The sequence below is a fragment of the Leifsonia sp. KNZ12-8B genome, assembly GCF_056755495.1.
Genome location: NZ_JBPGXM010000004.1, coordinates 22,442 through 44,568 on the forward strand (window position 1 = coordinate 22,442; position 22,127 = coordinate 44,568).

Sequence of the window (22,127 nt, forward strand, 5' to 3'; positions counted from 1 at the left end):
GGCGATGAAATAATCGTGGGCGTGACGGTGGTGGACGGCGAGCTCGGCCTGCGCGAGCGCAAGCGCATCGCGACGCGGCGGGCGATCCAGCTCGCGGCGCTGCAGCTGGCGACAGAACGCGGTTTCGACCGGGTGACGATCGACGAGATCAGCCACGCAGCCAACGTGTCGCCGCGCACGTTCTTCAACTACTTCCCGTCCAAGGAGTCGGCGATCATCGGCGAGCTGCCCGAGCTTCCCGACGAGGATGTCATCGAGCACTTCATCGAGGCCGGGCCGGACGAGCCCATCCTCGACGGGCTGAGCACCCTCCTCATCGCCGCGATCGACGGCGGAGAGCTCGGCGACGCGTCACCGCCGGAGCAGCAGTCGGCGAACATGCAGGAGATGCACCTCCTGCGCCGCGCGCTGCTCAAGGACAACCCGGAGCTGTTCGCGCAGCGGATGGCGACGATGCACAAGTTCGAGGACGCCCTGAGCGCCGTGGTGCAGCGCCGCCTTGCCCACGACGATCCTGCGCTCGCGGACGACCGCGAGACGCTGCACCAGCGCGCCCGCCTCGTCACGTACGTCGCCTTCGCCGGCATGCGTCATGCCTGGTCGTGCTGGGCGGACCACGGCGGGGTGGAGCCCCTGGCGGAGCGGTTGCGCAGCTCCTTCGACCAGCTCCAGGCCCTCGGCGCCCACGTACGGTGATCGCACGGCACACGCAGTGTTCGTAGCGGGCTCGACGATCGGGTAAGCTATCTGACTGTGCGCCGGCCACCGGCCACGCCGCCCTAGCTCAGTCGGCAGAGCATCTCACTCGTAATGAGAAGGTCAAGGGTTCGATTCCCTTGGGCGGCTCCACCACGGACGAACGGCCCGCTCCCTCCGGAGCGGGCCGTTCGCGTTCACCCGCCGTTTCAGCCCAGCGACTCGATGTGCGTGCCGACGATGCTGACGAGGTAGCCTCCGGCGAAGTGCCAGGACTCGCGGTCGCGCAGCTCTCGCGACCAGAGCGCCTCGCCGGTGGTGAGGTCGTATGCCGTGCCTGTCGTCGCCGGGAAGAACGCCGAGTACGCGTTGGTGTTGCCCGTGAGCCACAGCGCCGCTGCCGGGATGCCGTCCGGCGGCACCCGGCTGCCTGTGGCGAGTTCGAGCGCGCACACTGTGTCGCCGTCCTGGAAGAGCAGCGCATCGCGGTTCCCGTCGAACACGGCCGGGGCGTTCGTGCGGCCGCACTCGCCCTCCGCATCGTCGAGGATCACGGTGCCGGTCGACGCCTGGACGATGAGCGTCCTCGTCGACGTGACGACCGCCAGCATGCCCGACGACGCCTTCGCGCTCCAGCCGCCGAGGCTGGGCATGGCGTCGGCGGTCGGGATGTCGGCGACGTACTGCACGCCCCATCCGGTGTGCCGCCACAGCTCGGCGCCGCTCGCGTCGGTCACGGCGACCGTGTCGGATGCGGTGTCCACCGCGATCGCGACATCGCCCGCGATCTGGGGCGCCGGCCCGGACAGCGGCTCGAAGGCCCCGGTCTCCACGTCGAGCTGCCCGGCCGACGGCACGGAGGCGCCGTCCTGGTAGTAGCTCACAGCGGCGACCGACGTCGTGATCGCGGGGGCGGTGAAGTGGGCGGAGACGCCGGGAAGCTCGGCGGACCAGCGCGGGTGAGCGGCATCGCGCGGGTCGATCCGCTCGATGACGCTGTTCCCGGTCTGCCGTCCCTCGCCGTCTCGATGCTCCTGGATGAGGAGGAGGTCGCCCGCGTCCCCCGCCACAGCGGCGTCCTCCTGCAGCGGCACGTCGGAGTCCGGCCGGTCGAAAGGTGCGACGGTGGCGCCGCTCGCCAGGTCGATCACCTCTCCGGCGACGCCGCGCCGACCGGAGTCGAACACGCCGCGACCCGACGTACCGAGGACGAGGAGCACGGGGCGGTTGTCGTTCGACACGTCGCGGGTGAAACTCCACTCGCGCGTCCAGAGCACGGAGCCGTGCTCCGTATCGACCAGGGCCAGGCCCATGTCCTCGGTGTTCACGTCGGGCTTGTCGCCGCAGGGGCTGCCCTCGTACTCCTTGGGCCGCACTCCGGTGAGGAAGAGCGCGCGCCCGTCCGCGAGGTCGTAGACGCTCGTGCCGCGGCACTCGTCGTCCGCCCCGGGGAGGTCGAGACTCCAGCTCGGCGTGGCCGGGAGCGCGTCGACGTCGTGCGTCGGGATGGGACCGGCCTGGATGAGCGGCCGCGACGGGTCGGTGGAGGCGGGGGTCGGTGTCGGCGTCGGCGTCACGGTCTGCGTCGGCGTGGGCACCGGAACCGGCGCCTGCTCCGGCACGCCGAAGCGCAGCACACCGGTCAGCGCCAACGCTGCCGTTCCTCCGGCGAGGGCGAGCGCAGCGCCCGTCAGTGCGCCGATGATCGCGAAGCGCGTGCGACGCTCCTTGCGCGGCGCGTCGGCGACCGTGTCGAGCAGCAGCCGGCGGATCGCCGCGCTGCGGGTGGGGTCGAATTCCGCGGTGCTCATCGTGCACCTCCTTCGAGGATCGCCTGGTCGGTATCGGAGTCGGGGGATGTGGCGGCGGAGGCGGAGGTGTGCGCGGCCAGGCGTTGCTTGGCCCGCGAGAGCCGGGACTTGACGGTGCCCTCCGGCACGCCGAGCGCTTCCGCGGCCTGTGCCGTGGTCAGCTCCTCCAGCACGCACAGCGTGATCACGTCCTGGTCGCGCTGCGACAGTCGCGTGAAGGCCTCGCGCACGGTGCGGGAGCCGCGCTCGTCGTCGATCGCCGCGTCCACCCCGGGAGCGTGGTCGTCCTGCGGCGCCGGATGCGGCAGCCTGCTGAGCGCCGCGCGGTACCGGCGGCGGCTGCGCGTGTGGTTGCGGACGGTGTAGTTCGTGGTCACCAGCAGCCAGCCGATGATCGACCCGTCGACCACCCGCACCGTCTCGCGCTTGCGCCACGCCTCGAGGAACACGACCGCGGTCACGTCCTCGGCATCGTGCGGCTCGCGCAGCAGTCTCAGCGCGTGACCGAAGACGCGGTCGCGATGGAGGTCGAACAGCGACGCGAACGCGGGCCCGTCCCCGCCGCGTGCCGCCGACCAGGCCGCAGCCTCGTCGAACTCATCCCTGTCCATACCCTCTACTGTCCGGTCGTCGGGAATGGTTCCATCGCTGCCGCTGCGGGACGCACCCCCGGACTGGGGCCGTTCAGCAACAGCGGTTACCATACCGGAATGCATGAATCGGACCTGCCCGACTCCGGCGCGCCCGCGGACCCGACCCCGACCCGGTCGAGCCGCCGCGTCGACGCCCGCGCCGGCAGCCGCTTCTCCGTGGCCGGCGCGATGGCCGCCATCCGTTCGCACCCCAAGGCGTGGATCGCCGCCGGCGCCGCCGCGGCGTTCGTCCTGCTCGGCTCGGGCACCGTCGCCCTAGGAGCAACGGTCGGCTCCCCGGCGGCCTCCGCCGCGGGAGCTCCCACGTCCTCCGCCACCGCCTCGGCCTCCCCGAAGGCGAGCCCGACGCCCACACCGACGCCCACGAGCGCGCCCGCGCGCCCGGTGCCTGCTGCTCAGCCCGCCGCCACGCGCATCCGCACCTGCTCGGTGGCGGGGCTCGCGCAGGACGGCCGCCTCGGCACACTGCACGCCCAGGTGCTGAACGCCAAGACCGGCGAGGTGCTGTTCGACCGCAACGGCACAGCGGCTGGCGCCACCGCCTCCGTGCTCAAGACGCTGACCTCGGCCGCCGCGCTGGCGACCCTCGGCGGTGACTACCGCGTGCAGACGACCGTTGTCTCCGGCAGCACGCCGGGCCAGATCGTGCTCATCGGCGGCGGCGATGTGACGCTGTCGCGGTTGCCAGGCGGGCAGGGCGCGTTCTACACGGGCGCCCCCTCCATCCAGGATCTCGCCACCCAGGCGAAGCAGGCGATGGGCGGCCAGCCGATCACCTCCGTCGTCGTCGACACCTCGCTGTTCGGCGGCCCGGTCTGGCAGCCGAGCTGGGACGAGCGCGAGGAGCGCGTGGTCGAGGGCTCGACCCCGTACATGACCGCGCTGATGGTCGACGGCGACCGCGACGACCCGGGCGCCGTGGAGTCCCCGCGCAGCACCGACCCGGTGGGGCGCGCCGTGCAGTACTTCCAGCAGTACCTCGGGACGAACGTGCCGGTCACGCAGGGGACCGCCCCCGCCGGGGCGAAGCCGCTCGCGTCGGTGCAGTCGCAGCCGGTCAGCACGCTCATCGAGCAGGCGATGAAGTACTCCGACAACACGATCATGGAGGAGCTGGCCCGCCTCGTCGCCATCAAGACCGGCGCCGGCAACACCTTCGAGGCCGAGAACGCGGGTGTGCTCGCCGGGCTCAAGGCGTACGGGATCGACACCACGGGGATCCACATCGCCGACGGCTCCGGCCTGAGCGGCGACAACGCGGTCCCGCCGTCCTACCTGACCCGGCTCTTCGTCAAGGTGCGCAACGGCGACAACGGTCTCGGCATCGTCTACGAGGGACTGCCGGTCTCCGGGCAGTCCGGCACGCTCGGCTCCGGCTACAACCGGTTCACGGGCGCGAACGCCGTCGCCCGCGGCGCGGTGCACGCCAAGACCGGCTGGATCAACAACGGCTACACCCTCTCGGGGATCGTGGACGCCGCCGACGGCACCCCGCTCACCTTCGCGGTGTTCGCGCTCGGCGATGTCAGCGACAATGCCAAGCAGGCGATCGACACGCTCGTCACCGGCTTCTACAACTGCGGCGACAATCTGACCAACGGCTGACGGCGACATCGCCGGGCGGACCAGGAGGCGCACCGTGACCAGGGCTCTGTTCATCATCGACGTGCAGAACGACTTCACCGAGGGAGGCGCGCTCGGCGTCGAAGGGGGAGCGGCGGTCGCCGCCGCGATCTCCGCCCACCTGGAGGCGCATGCCGGTGACTACGGGGTGATCGTCGCCAGCCGCGACTGGCACGACGCTGACAACGACAACGGCGGCCACTTCTCCGCCGAACCGGATTTCGTGGACTCGTGGCCGGCGCATTGCGTCGCCGGGACGGCGGGCGCCGAGTACCACCCCGCCCTCGACACGACCCGGGTCACCTATCACGTGCGGAAGGGCCAGGGCGAGCCCGCCTACTCGATCTTCGAGGGCCGCACCGAGGCCGGGTCGACCGTGCACAACCTCCTGGACGAGCACGGCATCGATGCCGTCGACGTCGTCGGCATCGCCACGGACCACTGCGTGCGTGCCTCCGCGCTCGACGCCCTGGCGCACGGCCAGCGCGTGCGGGTGCTCACGGACCTGGTCGCCGGGGTGGCTCCGACCACATCGGCGGCGGCTCTGGCCGAGCTGGCGCACGCCGGTGCGGAACTCGCCACGAGCGGCGGCTCCCCGGCTGAAATCTGACATAGCGGTCGCTACGCTGGAGGGATGCGCTTCCCTGCTCCTTCCGCTTCGCGCCGCATGCGGGCCGTCACAGCCGTCGTGGCGCTGGTCGCCGCGTGCGCGGGCGCGCTGGCGTCCGGGCTCGCCGTCGGGCGCGCGCAGGCGGCCGAGGCCGCCGACGCGGCCGAGCCTGTGGTCGTCGTCCAGCGCTACCTCGACGCCATCGCCTCCGGTGACGCGGCGACCGCCAATCGCCTTGCGCGCGTGCGCGCTGATCGGGCGGCGCTGCTGACCGACGGCGTCCTCCGGCGGGCCGAGCGCATCCGGATCGAGCGCATCCGGCGCGAGAGCCCGTCCACCCATCGGGTGGGGGCCTCGTTCTCCGTCTCGTACCTCCTCTCCGGCGCACGTCACTACGGGCGGGTCGAGCTCGCGAGGGACGCTCGCGGCTGGCACGTCACCCGCGGTCTCGCGACGAGAGTGCCCGAGCCTCCGCGCCCGAACACCGGGATCGCCGTCGCGGGCGCGACGGCGCCGCTCGAGGACGGTGCCCTCGCCTACCCTGGCCGGTACGCGCTGACGCCGGGCAAGCGCCTGTTCTCGCTGTCGGGCGACGCGACGCTCATGGTCGCGCAGGGCGGCTCCTCCTTCGGGCGCGACTTCGCCATCCGGCCGAGCCCCGCCTTCGCCGCCGAGGTGCAGCACGCGGTGGAGGCGCGAGTCGCGCATTGCGCGGCGCTCACCTCCTTCGAGGCGGTCGTCGGCTGCGGCATCGCGTTGGAGGAGCCCAGTCGCGTCGACGCAGGGCGTGCGGAGGTCGTCGTCACCGAGCTCGAACCGCCCCGCGTGGAGGTCGCCGCGGATGGCCCGAGCGACTTCGTCCTGACCGGGGGCCGCTTCTCGGCGCGACTGCGCGGCCCCGCACCGGGTGAGAGGGCGGTCGAGACGGTGTCGGGGTATGTTGGCGACCTCCACCCGCGCATCGGGCTGGAGGGCGATCGGGTCGGCGTCGCCTTCGACGACGGCGCTGGCAGCACCACGAAATAAGCGCTAGGCTGATTACTCACCTGTCTAGGTAAATCAGGAGGCGTCATGACCGGGACCCGTACGACCGAGCCGCCGGCACCTCCTGCCGCGCGCCACTCCGCACCGCCGCGCTGGCTGCGCATCCTCCTGCCGACGGTGCTGCTGCTGGTGTGGCTCGCGGTCGCCGGAATCGGCGGCCCGACGTTCGGAAAGCTGTCCGGCGTCTCGAGCAACGACCAGGCGTCGTTCCTGCCCGCGAGCGCCGAGTCGACCGACGTGCAGGACTGGCAGAAGCGCTTCACGGACGCCGAGGCGGTCCCGGCGATCGTCGTGGTCGAGTCCGACGAGGCCATCCCCGCTTCGTCGCTCCCGCAGTACGCCGCACTGGGCGAGAAGCTCGGCGAGGTGGAGGGTGTGCAGGCGCCGCCCAGCGGCGAGAGCACCAGCGTGGCCGGCCCGATCCCCTCCGAGGACGGGAAGGCGATCGAGTTCATCGTCCCCGTGGCCGACACCGATAACGTGAAGACCGTCGTCGCCGACCTCCGCGCCGTGCTCGCCGACGAGCTCCCGGAGGGCGTGCAGGGCTGGGTCACCGGCCCCGCCGGGCTCACCGCCGACCTCGTCAACGCGTTCGGCGGCATCGACGGCATCCTGCTCCTCGTCGCGGTCGCGGCGGTGTTCGTCATCCTGCTGCTCGTCTACCGGGCGCTGCTGCTGCCGTTCCTCGTGCTGATCACGTCGATCTTCGCCCTGTGCGCCGCCATCCTGTTCGTCTACCTGTTCGCGCTGTGGGGCTGGATCAGCCTGAGCGGGCAGAGCCAGGGCATCCTCTCGATCCTCGTCATCGGCGCCGCGACCGACTACTCCCTGCTGCTCGTCGCGCGCTACCGGGAGGCGCTGGAGCAGGTGGAGTCGCGCTGGACCGCCGCCCTGCGGGCCTGGCGTGCGGCGTTCGAGCCCATCGTCGCGTCGGGGGCGACCGTCATCCTCGCGCTGCTGTGCCTGCTGTTCTCCGACCTCAACTCGAACAAGAGCCTCGGCCCGATCGCCGCGATCGGCATCGTCTTCTCGCTGCTGGCCGCGCTGACCCTGCTCCCCGCGCTGCTGGCGGTGTTCGGCCGTGCCGCCTTCTGGCCGTTCCGGCCCGCGTACCAGGGCGAGCACCCGCACCGCCACACCCACGAGAAGGGCGAGCACCTCGCCGGCCTCCAGGGCGTGCGCGGCGTGTGGCTGCGCGTCGGACGGCTGATCGCCTCCCGCCCGCGCATCACGTGGCTCGTGTCGTTCGTGCTGCTGGCGGCGTGCGCGCTGGGCCTCACCCAGCTGAAGGCCAACGGCGTCGAGCAGACCGACCTCGTCCTCTCGCAGTCCGACGCGGCCGATGGCCAGGCCGTGCTCGCGAAGCACTTCGACGCCGGCTCCGGGTCGCCCGTCCTCATCGTGGCGAAGGAGGCCGACAGTGAGGAGGTGCTCGACCGCGTCGAGCAGACCGACGGGATCGCCGCCGCCTCCTTCTACACGGGCTCCGGCCGGCCGCAACAGGGCGGCCCGGCTCCCGAGCCCGTCGTCAAGGACGGCCGGGTGCTGATCCAGGCGACCCTGGAGGCCGAGCCCGACTCCGCCGCCGCGGAAGAGGTCGTGCGGAACCTGCGCTCGGCCCTCCCGAGCACCGACCCCGACGTCCTCGTCGGCGGCGTCACCGCCGTCGCGCTCGACACCAACGACACGGCCCAGAGCGACCTGATCAAGATCATCCCGATCGTGCTCGCGGTCATCCTGCTCATCCTGATGCTGCTGCTGCGCTCGATCGTCGCGCCCGTGCTGCTGATCGGCAGCGTCGTCCTCTCGTACGCGGCCGCGCTGGGCGTCTCCGCGCTCGTCTTCAACGGGATCTTCCACTTCCCGGGCGCGGACGCGTCGGTCCCGCTCTTCGGCTTCGTGTTCCTCGTCGCCCTCGGCGTGGACTACAACATCTTCCTCATGACGCGGGTGCGCGAGGAGTCGCTCCGCATCGGCACGCGGCCCGGCATCCTCCGCGGGCTCGGCCTCACCGGCAGCGTGATCACCTCGGCGGGCATCGTGCTGGCCGCGACCTTCGCCGCACTCGCCGTCATCCCGATCCTGTTCCTCGTGCAGATCGCGTTCATCGTCGCGTTCGGCGTGCTGCTCGACACGGTCGTGGTGCGGTCCCTCCTCGTCCCGGCGCTCTCGTACGACATCGGGCGGGCGATCTGGTGGCCGTCGAAGCTCTGGCGCACCGACGAGCACCGCGCGCGGGCGGAGGTCGCGGACTAGCTGCACGCTCCGTCACGGCCCAAGATGAGAGTCATGGCGCAGAGCGAGACGAGCGGCGGGCCGGCGGTCCGCCTCCACCACGACCGGCATCCCGGCGCCGACCCCGTGCTGCTGGTGCACGGCTTCGCGACCACCGGCGCGCTCACCTGGGAGGCGACGGGATGGGTGGATGCGCTCGCCGCGGGAGGCCGCGGTGCGCTCGTCCCCGACCTCCGGGGCCACGGGCGCAGCGCCAAGCCGCACGAGCCGGACGCCTACTCGCCGCAGCTGCTCGCCGCCGACTTCCTCGCCGTGCTCGACGAGGAGGGGCTCGCGCGCGTCGACGTGATCGCGTACTCGATGGGCAGCTGGGTGGCCATCGCCCTCGCGCAGCTCGACCCCGGGCGGGTGCGCCGGCTCGTCGTCGGCGGCATCGGAACGGTCGAGCAGTTCGGGTACTGGGGCGTCTCCGCGGTGCAGGCCTCGATCCGAGGCGATGCCACCATGCCCGCGGCCGAGTCGCCGCTCGCGCCCCTGATCGCCTCCCTCCGCCAGGCGCCCGATGTGGATCGGGAGGCGCTCGCCGCCTGCGTCGCTGGCATGGCGCTGCACCCGCTCCCGCTCGGTCCGACCGTCCCCGCGCTGCTGGTCGCCGGCGACGCCGACCCCGTCGCGCAGGACGCGGCGGAGGCCGCGCGCCTGCTCGGCGCGGAGCTGGTGCTGCTGCCGCGCCGCAACCACGTCACCGCGCTCAGCGCGCGCGGCTTCAAGCAGGCGGCGCTGCCCTTCCTCGGGATCCCCGTCTCGGTGTAGCCGCCGCTCTCCGCTTGCGCCGTTCTCCGCCTGCGCCGCTCCCTGCCTGCGCCGGGGGAGGAGTCGTACGATGTGCGAGGCAGGGCGGCCTCCCCCGGAGACCCTGCGACGACGCCGGTCCGACCGAAGGAGACAGAACCGATGGCTGCATCGACCCTTGACGAGAACGCCCTGCTCGACCGCGTCCCGGACGGCCTCTACATCGGCGGGGAGTGGACACGCGGCTCCGCGGGGACCCTCACCGTCTACGACCCCGCGACCGGCCGCGCGATCAAGGAGATCGCCGACGCGTCCCCGGAGGACGGCGTCCGCGCCCTCGACGCCGCCGTCGCCGCCGCCGACGAGTGGGCGGCGACCCCGCCCCGCACCCGCGGCGAGATCCTGCGCCGGGCCTGGGAGCTGCTGCAGGAGCGCCGGGACGAGTTTGCCCTCCTGATGACGCTCGAGATGGGCAAGCCGCTGGCGGAGGCCAACGGCGAGGTCACCTACGGCGGCGAGTTCCTCCGCTGGTTCTCGGAGGAGGCCGTGCGCATCTCCGGCCGCTACGGCACGAACCCCGAGGGCACCGGCCGGATGATCGTGTCGCAGCATCCCGTCGGCCCCTGCTACTTCATCACGCCGTGGAACTTCCCGCTGGCGATGGCCACGCGCAAGATCGCGCCGGCCCTGGCGGCGGGCTGCACCGTCGTCATCAAGCCGGCCGAGCTGACGCCGCTCACGACGCTGTACTTCGCCCAGCTGCTGACGGATGCGGGCCTTCCGGCCGGCGTGCTGAACGTGGTCACCACCTCGACCTCCGGGAAGGTGTCGGCGCCGATCATCGCCGACCCGCGGTTGCGCAAGCTGTCGTTCACCGGCTCGACGGAGGTGGGCCGCAAGCTCCTCCAGCAGGCGTCCGAGAACGTGCTGCGCACCTCCATGGAGCTCGGCGGCAACGCACCCTTCGTCGTGTTCGACGACGCCGATCTCGACCGCGCGGTCGACGGCGCGATGCTGGCGAAGTTCCGCAACATCGGGGAGGCGTGCACCGCGGCCAACCGGTTCATCGTGCACGAGGACGTCGCCGAGGAGTTCGCGCTCCGCGTCACCGAGCGGGTGAAGGCGATGAAGATCGGCCGCGGCACCGAGGAGGGCGTGACGATCGGCCCGCTCATCAACGAGGGCGCGGTCGACAAGGCGAGCGAGCTGCTGGAGGACGCGGTCTCGCGCGGCGCGTCCGTGCTGACGGGAGGGTCGCGCGTGGAGGGGACCGGCACGTTCTTCGAGCCCACCGTGGTGACCGACGTGCGCCCGGGCAGCGAGATCCTGCGGCAGGAGATCTTCGGCCCTGTCCTCTCGATCGTGCGCTTCCGCGACGAGGACGACGCGGTCCGGATCGCCAACGACACCGAGTACGGCCTCGTCTCGTACGTGTTCACCAAGGACCTCGCCCGCGGCCAGCGGATGATCGAGCGGCTGCAGACGGGCATGATGGGCCTCAACGTGGGCGTCGTCTCCAACGCGGCGGCGCCGTTCGGCGGCGTGAAGCAGTCGGGCCTCGGCAGGGAGGGAGGGCTCGAGGGCATCCACGAGTACCTCTCGACCAAGTACACGCTGACCCCCGACCCGTTCGGAGCCTGACATGCCGCGCAGCGAGGCCGTCATCGTCGACGTCGTCCGCACCCCCTCCGGGCGCGGCAAGGCGGACGGCGAGCTCTCCGACATCCACCCCGCCGACCTCCTCGCGGGCGTCCTCATCGAGCTGACCGCGCGCACCGGCCTCGACCCGGCGCTGGTCGACGACGTGATCGGCGGCTGCGTCACCCAGTCGGGCGAGCAGGCGGGCAACATCACGAGGACCGCGGTGCTCAGCGCGGGCTTCCCCGAGAGCGTGCCCGCCGTGACCGTCGACCGGCAGTGCGGCTCCAGCCAGCAGGCGGCGGCGTTCGCCGCCCAGGGCGTCATCGCGGGCGCCTACGACATCGCCATCGCGTGCGGGGTGGAGTCGATGAGCCGCGTGCCGATGGGCTCGAACGCGGGAGGCGCGGCGCTCGGCGGCGAGCTGCTCCACGGCCGCTACCCCCAGGGCCTGGTGAATCAGGGCGTCGCCGCCGAGCTGATCGCCGACCGCTGGGGGTTCTCGCGGGCGGAGCTCGACGACTACGCCGCCCGCTCCCAGGCGCGCGCGGCCGAGGCGGCGGCGAGCGGCGCGTTCGACGGCGAACTGGTCGCCGTCCCGACGCCCGACAGCGGGAGCGTGGTCGCCGACGAGACGATCCGGCCCGGCACGACGGCGGACCGGCTGGCCGGTCTGCCACCCGCGTTCCGCACGGACCGGCTGGCCGAGCGCTTCCCGCAGCTGGAGTGGCGGATCACCGCGGGCAACTCCTCGCCGCTCACCGACGGCGCCTCCGCCGCCCTCATCATGAGCAGGGAGGCCGCCGACCGGCTGGGACTGCGCCCCCGCGCCCGCTTCCACTCCTTCGCGGTGGCCGGAAGCGACCCGCTGCTTATGTTGACCGGCATCCTGCCCGCCACCCGCAAGCTCCTCGAGCGCAGCGGGATCGGGCTGGACCAGATCGACGCATACGAGGTCAACGAGGCGTTCGCGCCCATCCCGCTGCTCTGGCAGCACGAGTTCGGCGCCGATCCGGAGCGGCTCAACCAGCACGGCGGCGCCATCGCTCTCGGCCACGCCCTCGGATCGTCCGGCACGCGGCTGCTCGCCACCCTCGTGAACGAGCTGGAGACCTCGGGCGGCCGCTTCGGCCTCCAGACCATGTGCGAGGGCGGGGGGACCGCCAACGCCACCCTCATCGAAGTGCTGCGCTGAGCCGCGCTTCGCCACCTGCGACGGAAGGACCACCATGCGGATCGACGGATGCTCTGCCCTCGTGACGGGAGGGGCCAGCGGGCTCGGCAACGCGACGGCGCGGGCGCTGACCGCGGCGGGCGCGCACGTCGTCCTCGTCGACCTGCCGACCTCGGAAGGGGAGAAGGCGGCGATCGCGCTCGGCCCGACGGCCCGGTTCGTGCCGGCGGACGTCACCGATGAGGCGGGGGTGCAGGAGGCGGTCGATGCGGCCTCCGCGCTCGCCCCGCTCCGCATCGCGGTCAACTGCGCCGGCATCGCCACGGCCGCCAAGGTCCTCGGTCGCGACGGCGTCCTCCCGCTCGCCCACTTCGAGCGCGTCGTCCGCGTCAACCTGGTGGGCACCTTCAACGTGGTGCGCCTGGCCGCAGCGGCGATGGCGGAGACCGAGCCGGTGGAGGGGGAGTACGGCGCGGAGCGCGGCGTCATCGTCGACACCGCCTCGGTCGCGGCGTTCGACGGGCAGATCGGGCAGTCGGCGTACGCGGCGTCGAAGGGCGGCGTCGCTGCCCTGACCCTGCCGCTCGCACGCGAGTTCGCCCGGCACCTGATCCGGGTCGTCACGATCGCGCCCGGCATCTTCGAGACCCCAATGATGGCCGGGCTGCCCCAGGCCGCGCAGGACTCGTTGGCGGCCCAGGTGCCCCATCCCTCGCGGCTCGGGAAGCCCGCCGAGTATGCGGCGCTGGTGCGGCACATCATCGAGAACGCGATGCTGAACGGGGAGACGATCCGCCTCGACGGCGCCATCCGCATGCAGCCGCGCTGACCAGCCATATGGTTTGTGCTGATATTTCGAATGAGGTATCCTTGCCCGAGTCCGGGTGAGAGTGCGCCGACCCGAGAGCGCGCGCCCGGCGGATGGGGAGTTCGATGCGATGCCGGCGATCGAGTATCTGAGGGGCGAGCACTACGTCATCGCCTCCGGCGACATGGTGGCTCTCTGCGACGCTCGCACGCCGAGCGCGATCGTGGCGCAGCTCTACGCGGCGGTGAACGACGGCGGGCTCGACGCGACGCGGGTGATGCAGTCGGTCCTCGACATCGACATGTCGTCGGTGGCGTCCCTCGCCGTCGTCACCGAGGGTGAGAAGCACTGGCACATCCTCGTCCGTGGCGATGCGCACGTCGACGTCCTGACCCTCGAAGAGACCTGGACGGTCGACGCGCCCGGCGTGCTGACGTGGTCCGAGAGCACCATCGAGGAGGCGGACGGCTTCATCCTCCGCTTCGCCGCCGCGGTCCCCGAGCAGGGCGACGTGTACCCGCTGGAAGGCGGCATCGTCGCCGGTGAGTGCGCCTTCCTCCCCGTCACCGAGCACGCGCGCGCCGCCATGGCCGCCGCCGAGGCCGCTGCAGCAGCGCCCGCCGTGTCCGCCGTTTCCGCCACGCAGGCGGTCAGCGCTCAGGAGGCGCGGCTGCGGGCCGCCGTCGCCGAGGAGACGCGGATGGCCCCGCCGGTCGTGGCGGCGCCGTCGGCGCACGGCGCCGTGCCGCAGCACTCTGTGCCGTCCCATTCGGTGCCGCAGCATTCGGTGCCGCAGCATTCGGTGCCGTCCCACTCGCTTCCGTACGCGCAGCTGCCGGCCCCGGCGTCCACCGGCGTGCCGACCGGGCCCGGCCAGGCCATGCCGGTCGCGCTCGACGAGCGCTCCGGCCCGCCGTACATCGACGAGTACGTCGACGCCGGCAGTCGTTGGGTCGCCGAGCCCCCGTCCGCAGCCGTCCCTCCCGCAGCCGTCTCTCCCGCCACCGCGTGGAACGACGCCGTCGCCGCACCGACGGCCTTCGGCACGTCCAGCCCGCAGACGGCCGCGGCATTCGCTCCCGACGCGGGTGTCTCGCAGCCGATCGCGCCCGGGCCGGGAGGCTATGCCCGCGGCCTCTCACAGCCGCAGCAGGCCGCCGGCCCGGCATCGCAGGCCCCCGCGGGCTCGCTTCCGCGCGCCGAGTCCGGCTCGTTCGGCACGATGACCCTGGTCCTCTCCAGCGGCAGCGTGGTCGCCCTCGACCGGCCGGTCGTGCTCGGCCGCGCACCGCAGCAGTCCGCGGTTCCTGACGTGATCAATCCGCGGCTCGTCCCGTTCATCCGCGCCTCCGACGAGGTCTCCCGCACGCACCTCCTGATCGAGCGGGCAGCGGGCGAGATCTTCGCGACCGACCTCGGCTCACGCAACGGCACCATGGTCGTCCCGGCCGGATCGCAGCCGTACCGGCTGGGCGCGGGCGAGCGGGCCAGGGTCACGCTCGGCACGAGCCTCGATCTCGGAGACGGCTCCATCGCGACGCTCGAGGCGGCGAGGTGACTCCTCCGCGGAGCACCACTCCGCCCCCTGCGCTCGACGGCTACGAGTACCGGGGCGTCCTCGGCTCCGGCGGCTTCGCCGACGTCTTCCTCTACGAGCAGCGACTCCCGCAGCGCATGGTCGCCGTGAAGGTGCTCAACGACGGCGCACTCGCCCCCGGCGTCCGCGAGCAGTTCGAGGTCGAGGCGAACGTGATGGCGCGGCTGTCTCAGCATCCCTCGATCGTCACCATCCATCAGGCCGGGGTGGCCGGCGACGGACGCCCCTACATCGTCATGGAGTACTGTCCGCGCGAGGGCTACGGAGCGCGGTTCCGCCAGGTCCGCATCCCGCTCGACGAGGTGCTGCGGGTCGGTGTGCGCCTCGCCGGCGCGCTCGAGACGGCGCACCGCGCGAGGATCCTGCACCGCGACATCAAGCCCGCCAACATCCTGGTCACCAATTTCGGCTGGCCGGCGCTCACGGACTTCGGCATCGCGACCGTCGCCGGGAGCGAACCCGCCGCCGGCGGACTGAGTGTGCCGTGGGCCCCGCCCGAGCTGTTCACCGACGACGCCCCGTTCGACGTGCGCAGCGACGTCTTCTCCCTCGGCGCCACCCTCTACTCCCTCCTCGCCGGCCGGTCGCCGTTCGAGGTCGTCGGCGGGTCCAACTCCTCCGCGGAGCTGATGGCGCGGATCGAGTCGGCGCCGCTCCAGCCGACCGGCCGACCCGACGTCCCCGACCGGCTGGAGGCGCTCCTGCGCGCCACCATGGCGAAGGCCCCCCACGAGCGCCCCAACTCGGTGATGGCACTGGGGCGCGCCCTGCAGCGCATCGAGACGGCGTGCGGCTTTCAGCAGACGGCGATGGAGGTCTCCGACCTCTCCACCGTGCAGCCGTCGGCCCCCGTGGCGCGGGCCGCCGACGCCGCTGCGTCCGCCGGAGCGCTGCACGAGGGGCGCATCCGTCCGGTGGTCCAGATCCGGCCGGACGAGGAGGAGCGGCATCCCCAGACGGCCGTCACCCCCACGGTGAGCCCGGTGGACGAGGTGACGAGGGCCGTCGTCCGGCCCGGCTCCGCCGGGACCCTCCGACCGTCCGCCTCGCCGTCCGCTTCGCCGTCCCCCTCGCCTGTCGACGAGGTCACGCGCGTCGCGGTGCGCGGCGACCGGCCCGCGGCCCCTCCGACCGCGGAAGGGACCGACACGGCGGCGCAGCCCGCGCGCGGGAAGAAGAAGAGGCGTCGCCCCTCCACCCACGACTCCGAAGCCGGCCGCCGCCGTCCGGTGCGCCTCATCATCCTCGGCGCGGCGGCGGTCATCCTGCTCGCCGCCGGCGGGCTCGTCGCGTACAACGCCGTCTCGTCGGCCGTCGGAGGGGCGTCCGGCGGGTCGGACGCGTCCGGCGCTGCGCCGTCGGCCGATCCGACGGACGCCGAGCTGTCGGCCGACGCCGTGCCCAGTCCCAAGGGCCTGACCGGCAAGAAGATGCCGGACGGCTCCGCGGTGTTCTCCTGGAGCAATCCCGATCCGAAGGAGGGCGACCAGTATCTGTGGGGCATCTCCGGGACGGGGGTGGCCGCCGGCTTCCAGCTCGTCGGGCAGCCATCGCTCACCATCCCCGCCGCCTCCGCGACGGAGGGGCAGATCTGCGTCGACGTCTCCATCGTCCGCAAGGATCGGCGGGCCTCCGTCGAGCCGGCCCGGGCCTGCGCGGAATGAGGGCGGCGGTCCGTCGCGGTGCGCGCCGCTCCGTGCTCGCGGGCGTCGTGGTCGCGGTGCTCCTCGCGCTGACGGCGTTCGCCGTCGTGAACCCGGGCGCGCCGGTCGCGCAGGTCGATTCGAACGACGCCGGCGTGTGGCTCACCGACACGAGCTCGATGAAGGTGGGGCGCTACAACCATCTGGTCGAGGAGCTCGACGGCGCCGTCGTGGCTACCGGCACCCCCTTCGACGTCGTTCAGGACGGGTCGATGGTCCTCGTCACGCAGGCGAACACGGTCGCCGTGCTGGATCCGGCGACCGTGTCGGCGTCGGCGCCGGTGCTCCTCCCCGCGGACGCCCTGGTGAGCGCCGCCGCGGGGGTCGCGTCCATCCTCGACCCGGCGACCGGCGCCGTCTGGGCACGTGCCGCCTCCGCTCTCTCCGGGCTGGACACGCGGACCGAACGACCCGATCTGCGGCTCGGGAAGGGTGCGGTCGCCGTGACCGCGCGCAGCGGCGCGATCCTCGCCGCCGGCGCGAACGGCCGGGTGACCCGCATCGACGTCGCCGCGGACGGCACCTCCCATCGCACGATCGGCTCCCTGGCGGCGCCCGCGAAGGGAGAGCCACATGGCACGGCGACCGCGACCACCGTCGGCGACGACCTCTACGTGCTGCGCGGCTCCACGCTGAGCGGTACGTCGGGTTCGGTGGACCTCTCCGCCTACGGGCGCGACCTGGTGCTGCAGCAGCCGGGGCCGGCCCGCGACACGCTCGTGGTGGCCACGCCGACCGCCCTGCTCGAGGTGGCGGTCGGATCGCACCGCGTCACGACGCTGAAGCCGCGCGGCGTGGGCGCGCCCGCCGCACCCGTGGTCGTCGGCGGCTGCGTCCTGGGCGCGTGGGCGACCAGCGTCTCGAACAGCCTCATCGCGTGCGACGCGAAGAAGCCCGTCCGACAGACGCTGACCGGCCTCGCGGAGGGCACGCCGCTCGTCTTCCGTGTGAACCACGACGCCGTGGTCCTCAACGACACCGCCTCCGGGAGGCTGTGGGAGCCGCAGCAGGACACCGAGGTCCGCCGGCCCGACTGGGGCGGCGTGGCGAACGACGACGACACGGGCGACGAGCAGCGCGACGATCAGGCCGAGCAGGCCGACCAGGGCGCGCCGCGCTGCGACGACCAGGCGGCGGCGCCCACGGTGACACCGGACGATTTCGGCGTGCGCCCCGGCCGTGCCCGGCTGCTCCCGGTGCTCGGCAACGATCACGCGGCGGGATGCGGCGTGCTCGCCGTCGCCGACGTGGAGCAGCCGCCCGCCTCCTTCGGCAGCATCGTCCCGGTCTACGGGGGTCGCGAGCTCCAGGTCGCGGTCGAGCCGGGCGCGACCGGAAGCGTCACGGTCGCCTACACCGTCTCGGATGGGCGGCCTGGCTCGGAGCCCGTGCGGTCGACGCTCACGCTGACGACTCACGCGGACGAACGCAACACCGCCCCCGAGCAGACCGACGCCTCCTCCGTGCCGGTGGGCGCGGACGCCGCGGTCAGCGTCGATGCGCTCGCTCGCTTCTCCGATCCGGACGGCGACGACCTCGTCCTCGTCGATGCCCGCAGCGAGGACGGCACGGGCACCGTCGAGACGACACCGGCCGGGACGCTGACGTTCCGGGCATCCGGAGCACCGGTCGGCCGCCACCGCATCGACGTCACGGTCACCGACGGCCGCGACACGACGACCGCGGCCATCGACATGGACGTGCGCGAGGCGGGCTCCGTCGCGCCCACGATCCTGCCGACGCTGGTCACCGCCGACGCGGGACAGCAGGTGCGGGTCGCCCCGCTGGACGCCGTGCGTTCCGTGAGCGCGACGCCGGCCCGGCTGGCGGGCGTGGAAGCCGTGGCGGGCGCGACGGTGACGCCCGACCTCGACGGCGGCACGTTCACGTTCTCCGCGGAGCAGCCCGGCTCGTACGAGGTCCCCATCACGGTTGTGGCCGCACCCCAGCAGGCGACCGGCGTCGTCCGCGTCGACGTTCGCGCCGCACCCGCTGATGCGACGCCCCGCACGGCGGTGGATGTCGTCGTGCTGCCGCTCGACGGCGAGGCCGAGGTGGACCCGCTGGCCAACGACGACGATCCGGCCGGAGCGGTGCTCGTGGTCCAGTCGGTGGAGGCGGCGGATGGCGCACGGGTGGCGGCTGTCGTCGAGGACGGCGCCCGGGTCCGGGTGTCGGCCGGTGAAGCGCTGACGGCGCCCGCGACCCTCCGCTACACCGTGTCGGACGGCGCCGCGACCGCGGTCGGTGAGATCCACGTCCTCCCGTATCCGGCGGGGATCGCGGCACGGCCGCCGATCGTCCCCGACGTGTCTGCCACCGTCGCCGCCGGCGGCATCGTGACCATTCCGGCGCTCGCCGGAGCGCGCTCGCCCGCCGGGGGAGAGCTCCACCTCGACGACACGCTGGTCGAGGCGCCGGCGGCCGACCAGGGGCTCCTGTTCGTCTCCGGCGACGTGCTCCGGTACCAGGCGCCGCTGCAGCCGGCGACGGTGACCGCCGTGTTCGCGGTGACCGACGCCGAGGGGAACTCCGCCTCCGGCAGGGTCACCATCACGGTTCACGACGCGGACCCCGCCGCGAACGCCGTGCCCACACCGCAGGACGTGGTCGCCCGTGTCCAGGAGGGCGGGAGGACGACCATCGCCGTCCCCCTCACCGGGATCGACCGCGACGGCGACGAGGTCACGCTGGTGGGCGCCGACTCCGCGCCCACGAAGGGGCGGATCACCGCCGTCGGGCCCGGCACCCTGGATTACGAGGCGCTCCCCGGAGAGGCGGGGACCGACGTCTTCCGCTATCTCGTGGAGGATGCGGCCGGGCACCGCGCGACGGCGTCCGTCCGCGTGGGCATCGTGCCGGCCGTCGCCGCCTCCCACGTGGTCGCGGTCGACGACACGGTCGCCGTCCGGCCGGGCGTGACCGTGGCCGTCCCGGTGCTCGACAACGACGCCGCCGGACCGGGCACGTCGCTCGTCCTCGGCGACCGGCTGACGACCGACGACGGACTCGCCGCCCGGGTGGCGGGGAGCCGCATCCGATTCACCGCGCCCGCCGCGGAGGGGGACCACCTGATCGGCTACAGCGTCAGCGACCGGATCGGAGGCCGAGCGACCGCCACGCTCGCCGTGCACGTCGCGACGGACGCGCCGATCCTGCCTCCCGTCGTCCACGACGTCGTGATCCCCGCCGCGGAGGCCGCGGGCCGGAGCAGCGTGGTGGCCGACGTGCTGGCGGCCGCGGAGAACCCCGTCGGGCCGGCGAGCGACCTCCGGGTCGCGGTGCATCCGTCCGCCCGCGCCTACGCGACGTCGTCCCGCGACGGGAGGGTGACCGTCACCCTGGGCGACCGCCCGCGCGTGGCCGCCGTGGCCGTCTCCAACGCGACCGCCGCGGACGGCGAGGCGACCTCGTACGCGTTCGTCGTCGTCCCGGCCAAGGAGAGTGCCGTCCCCGCGGTGCGCGCGGACGCGAAGCCGTTGTCCGTGCTCGCGGGTGAGCGGCTCTCGATCCCGCTCGACCGCTACGTCAGCGTGCGTCCCGGCCACCGGCCGCGGGTCTTCGACCCGGCGACGGTGTCGGCGACGAAGGCGGACGGGTCCTCGCTCGTGCAGGACGAGGGCACCCTCGTCTACCGGTCGGCCCTCGACTACGCCGGTCCGGCCTCCATCACGTTCCTCGTGAGCGACGGCACGGGCGCCGCCGACCCGAAGGCGGCGACCAGGCTCCTCACGCTCCCCATCACCGTGCGTCCGTCGGGCATCGTCCAGCCGCGGTTCACGCCGGGCGGCGTGCGCGTCGCGCCCGGCGAGGACCCGGTGCGCGTCGACCTCGGAGCGCTGACCGAGACGGCCGGCCCGCGGAGCGCACTCGGCTACCGGCTCTCCGGGCCGACGCCGGACGGGCTGGCCGCCTCGATCACCGGCCGCGCGCTCACGGTGTCGGCCGCCGCTGACGCCAGGCCCGGTAGCACCGCCACCCTGCACGTCGACGTGAGCTACGGCGGGGACCGCCCGGTCGACGGCACGATCACCGTCACCGTCGTGAAGAGCACCGCGCGTCTCGCCTCCGTGCGCGACGTCGAGCTGAACGGAGCGGAGGGGGAGTCGTACACGGTGAACGTCCTCGACGGCGCGCTCAACCCCTTCCCGTCCACACCGCTCCGGGTCGTCTCGGCGACCGTCGAGACACCGGGCGGCGGCCGCGCCGCCGTCGACGGCGGCCGCGTCACGGTCACGACGGCCTCCGGCTTCACCGGGAGGCTGACGGCCGCGTTCACGGTGCGCGACGCGACCGGCGACCCGTCGCGGGACGTGCGCGGCACAATCCGCATCACCGTGCGGGGCAAGCCGTCCACCCCGGCCGCCCCGACCCTGGAATCCGCCGCGACCGGCGCGCTGACCGTGCGCTGGACGGCCCCGGCGAACAACGGCTCTCCGATCGAGGAGTACCGGCTCACGGGCCCGGGCGGGATCGCCAGGACGGTGGACGGCCGGGCGACCCAGGCCTCCCTGACGGACTTGCCGCTGGGCCGGGACTACACGTTCACGGTCCAGGCGCGCAACGCCGCCGGCTGGTCCGCGGTGAGTGCGCCGTCGGCGCCGGTCACGCTAGACGCCGCACCCGGCGCCGTCCCCTCGGTGTCCCTGAGCGCGGGCGACGGCTCGGCGACCGCCCGCTGGGGCGCGCCGAACAACCCGGGGACGCCGCTCACCGGATATGCGCTCCTCGTCTCCCCGGCTCCCGCCGGCACGGCCAACGGCCTGATCACGGTCGACGGCTGGGCGACCTCGTACACCATCGGCGGCCTGCAGAACGGCGTCGCCTACACGGTGACGGTGTCCGCGCGGAACCGGTCGGGGACGCCGGGACCGTGGAGCGCGGCCTCCGCCCCGGCCACCCCGGCGGGCGCGCCGGGCAAGCCGACGCTGTCGGTCGCGCGGGTGGAGCAGCCGTCCGGCGGGGCGTTCCGCGTCGACTGGGCGCCGGGAGCGTACAACGGCGCCCCGGAGACGTACGCCCTCCTCGTCAACGGCGCGCAGAGCGGTGTCGCGCTGGGCGGGGCGGGCGGCTCGGTGGTCGTTGGCTCGCTGCAGAACGGCGCGCGCTACAGCTTCACGGTCGTGGCCACGAACCGGGTCGGCTCCACCAGCTCCGATCCGGTGAGCGCGAGCACCTGGGGCACGCCGGGCAAGGTGACCCTCTTCGCCGCCGCCGCGGGCGCTCCCAGCGCCTCGCCGGGGCAGGGCTCGATCACGGCGAGCTGGCGGCAGCCCACCGACACCGGCGGCGTGGCGCTCGACGGCTACCGGTTGGACGTCGCCGGCCAGAACGGGGTGCAGCGCAGCCAGCGGGCGACCGGCTCGGCCGTCTCCGCGACGGTCGCCGGCCTCCCGGCGGGCACGTACAGCGTGAGCATCGCGGCCTGCAACGCCGGAGACGCCTGCGGGCCCGCCTCCACCATCGCGTCCGTGACCGTCGTGACGCTGCCCGACGCGGTCACGGGCGCACAGGGGACGTACGACGCGGACCGCGGCGTCTACCACGTGTCCGTCGCCGAGCCGGTGTGGAACGGCGGGACGGGCGGCACCGTGCAGTACCGCGTCGGATCGGGGCCGTGGACCAACGCGGTCGGCCTCGCGTTCGATGTGCCGGCGGCCCCCGCCGCCGCGATCACGCTCACCCTGCGTGCCGTCACCTCCGCGGGCACCGGCCCCACCTCCACCTCCATCCTCCCGTGACC

The 22,127-nt window shown here is 73.4% G+C and carries 14 protein-coding genes and 1 tRNA gene; 13 read left to right on the forward strand and 2 right to left on the reverse strand.

Annotated features, from left to right (window positions below; translation table 11 throughout):
* Nucleotides 1–21 precede the first annotated feature (21 nt).
* The gene (locus tag ACR9ZG_RS01115) at nt 22–696 is read left to right on the forward strand and encodes a TetR family transcriptional regulator (protein ID WP_481282975.1); all 675 of its coding nucleotides are present in this window, start codon (nt 22–24) and stop codon (nt 694–696) included.
* 77 nt (nt 697–773) lie between these two features.
* A tRNA-Thr gene (locus ACR9ZG_RS01120) sits at nt 774–849 on the forward strand.
* Between the two features lie 56 nt (nt 850–905).
* Here ACR9ZG_RS01120 and ACR9ZG_RS01125 read toward each other — a convergent pair.
* Together ACR9ZG_RS01125 and ACR9ZG_RS01130 are read right to left on the reverse strand one after the other, a co-directional pair.
* Complete coding sequence (locus tag ACR9ZG_RS01125; RefSeq protein ID WP_481282976.1) at nt 906–2,507, reverse strand: outer membrane protein assembly factor BamB family protein; 1,602 nt, start codon at nt 2,505–2,507, stop codon at nt 906–908.
* Nucleotides 2,504–3,118, reverse strand: a complete 615-nt coding sequence (locus ACR9ZG_RS01130; RefSeq protein ID WP_481282977.1) for an RNA polymerase sigma factor — start codon at nt 3,116–3,118, stop codon at nt 2,504–2,506. The genes ACR9ZG_RS01125 and ACR9ZG_RS01130 overlap by 4 nt, the downstream gene beginning before the upstream one ends.
* Nucleotides 3,119–3,217: 99 nt before the next feature.
* On the opposite strand from ACR9ZG_RS01130, the gene ACR9ZG_RS01135 reads away from it, so the two are divergent.
* From ACR9ZG_RS01135 to ACR9ZG_RS01185, 11 genes are all read left to right on the forward strand, one after another.
* Nucleotides 3,218–4,765, forward strand: a complete 1,548-nt coding sequence (locus ACR9ZG_RS01135) for a D-alanyl-D-alanine carboxypeptidase/D-alanyl-D-alanine-endopeptidase (protein WP_481282978.1) — start codon at nt 3,218–3,220, stop codon at nt 4,763–4,765.
* 34 nt (nt 4,766–4,799) lie between these two features.
* The gene (locus ACR9ZG_RS01140) at nt 4,800–5,393 is read left to right on the forward strand and encodes an isochorismatase family protein (protein ID WP_481282979.1); all 594 of its coding nucleotides are present in this window, start codon (nt 4,800–4,802) and stop codon (nt 5,391–5,393) included.
* Nucleotides 5,394–5,450: 57 nt separating this feature from the next.
* Complete coding sequence (locus ACR9ZG_RS01145; protein ID WP_481282980.1) at nt 5,451–6,419, forward strand: hypothetical protein; 969 nt, start codon at nt 5,451–5,453, stop codon at nt 6,417–6,419.
* A 45-nt stretch (nt 6,420–6,464) separates the two neighbouring features.
* On the forward strand, nt 6,465–8,693 hold the full coding sequence (locus ACR9ZG_RS01150; protein WP_481282981.1) for an MMPL family transporter: 2,229 nt from the start codon (nt 6,465–6,467) through the stop codon (nt 8,691–8,693).
* 33 nt (nt 8,694–8,726) lie between these two features.
* Nucleotides 8,727–9,485, forward strand: a complete 759-nt coding sequence (locus tag ACR9ZG_RS01155; RefSeq protein WP_481282982.1) for an alpha/beta fold hydrolase — start codon at nt 8,727–8,729, stop codon at nt 9,483–9,485.
* A gap of 141 nt (nt 9,486–9,626) precedes the next feature.
* A complete protein-coding gene (locus tag ACR9ZG_RS01160) occupies nt 9,627–11,105 on the forward strand; it encodes an NAD-dependent succinate-semialdehyde dehydrogenase (RefSeq protein ID WP_481282983.1) in 1,479 nt (492 codons plus the stop codon).
* Between the two features lies 1 nt (nt 11,106).
* Nucleotides 11,107–12,297: a thiolase family protein gene (locus tag ACR9ZG_RS01165; protein WP_481282984.1), complete on the forward strand. Its 1,191-nt coding sequence runs from the start codon at nt 11,107–11,109 to the stop codon at nt 12,295–12,297.
* A 34-nt stretch (nt 12,298–12,331) separates the two neighbouring features.
* Nucleotides 12,332–13,105 carry a 3-hydroxyacyl-CoA dehydrogenase gene (locus ACR9ZG_RS01170; RefSeq protein WP_481282985.1) on the forward strand — a complete coding sequence of 258 codons (774 nt, stop codon included), beginning with the start codon at nt 12,332–12,334 and terminating at the stop codon, nt 13,103–13,105.
* A gap of 109 nt (nt 13,106–13,214) precedes the next feature.
* On the forward strand, nt 13,215–14,642 hold the full coding sequence (locus tag ACR9ZG_RS01175) for an FHA domain-containing protein (protein WP_481282986.1): 1,428 nt from the start codon (nt 13,215–13,217) through the stop codon (nt 14,640–14,642).
* On the forward strand, nt 14,639–16,345 hold the full coding sequence (locus ACR9ZG_RS01180) for a serine/threonine-protein kinase (protein WP_481282987.1): 1,707 nt from the start codon (nt 14,639–14,641) through the stop codon (nt 16,343–16,345). The genes ACR9ZG_RS01175 and ACR9ZG_RS01180 overlap by 4 nt, the downstream gene beginning before the upstream one ends.
* Nucleotides 16,342–22,125 carry an Ig-like domain-containing protein gene (locus ACR9ZG_RS01185; protein ID WP_481282988.1) on the forward strand — a complete coding sequence of 1,928 codons (5,784 nt, stop codon included), beginning with the start codon at nt 16,342–16,344 and terminating at the stop codon, nt 22,123–22,125. Before ACR9ZG_RS01180 ends, ACR9ZG_RS01185 begins: the two co-directional genes overlap by 4 nt.
* Nucleotides 22,126–22,127: the final 2 nt, after the last annotated feature.

What these genes read in the sequence shown, in the direction of transcription:
- ACR9ZG_RS01125 (WP_481282976.1), bottom strand. Translation starts at nt 2,507, where the DNA reads ATGAGCACCGCGGAATTCGACCCCACCCGCAGCGCGGCGATCCGCCGG.
- ACR9ZG_RS01130 (WP_481282977.1), bottom strand. Translation starts at nt 3,118, where the DNA reads ATGGACAGGGATGAGTTCGACGAGGCTGCGGCCTGGTCGGCGGCACGC.
- ACR9ZG_RS01155 (WP_481282982.1), top strand. Translation starts at nt 8,727, where the DNA reads ATGGCGCAGAGCGAGACGAGCGGCGGGCCGGCGGTCCGCCTCCACCAC.
- ACR9ZG_RS01165 (WP_481282984.1), top strand. Translation starts at nt 11,107, where the DNA reads ATGCCGCGCAGCGAGGCCGTCATCGTCGACGTCGTCCGCACCCCCTCC.
- ACR9ZG_RS01150 (WP_481282981.1), top strand. Translation starts at nt 6,465, where the DNA reads ATGACCGGGACCCGTACGACCGAGCCGCCGGCACCTCCTGCCGCGCGC.
- ACR9ZG_RS01135 (WP_481282978.1), top strand. Translation starts at nt 3,218, where the DNA reads ATGCATGAATCGGACCTGCCCGACTCCGGCGCGCCCGCGGACCCGACC.
- ACR9ZG_RS01175 (WP_481282986.1), top strand. Translation starts at nt 13,215, where the DNA reads ATGCCGGCGATCGAGTATCTGAGGGGCGAGCACTACGTCATCGCCTCC.
- ACR9ZG_RS01185 (WP_481282988.1), top strand. Translation starts at nt 16,342, where the DNA reads ATGAGGGCGGCGGTCCGTCGCGGTGCGCGCCGCTCCGTGCTCGCGGGC.
- ACR9ZG_RS01145 (WP_481282980.1), top strand. Translation starts at nt 5,451, where the DNA reads ATGCGGGCCGTCACAGCCGTCGTGGCGCTGGTCGCCGCGTGCGCGGGC.
- ACR9ZG_RS01170 (WP_481282985.1), top strand. Translation starts at nt 12,332, where the DNA reads ATGCGGATCGACGGATGCTCTGCCCTCGTGACGGGAGGGGCCAGCGGG.
- ACR9ZG_RS01160 (WP_481282983.1), top strand. Translation starts at nt 9,627, where the DNA reads ATGGCTGCATCGACCCTTGACGAGAACGCCCTGCTCGACCGCGTCCCG.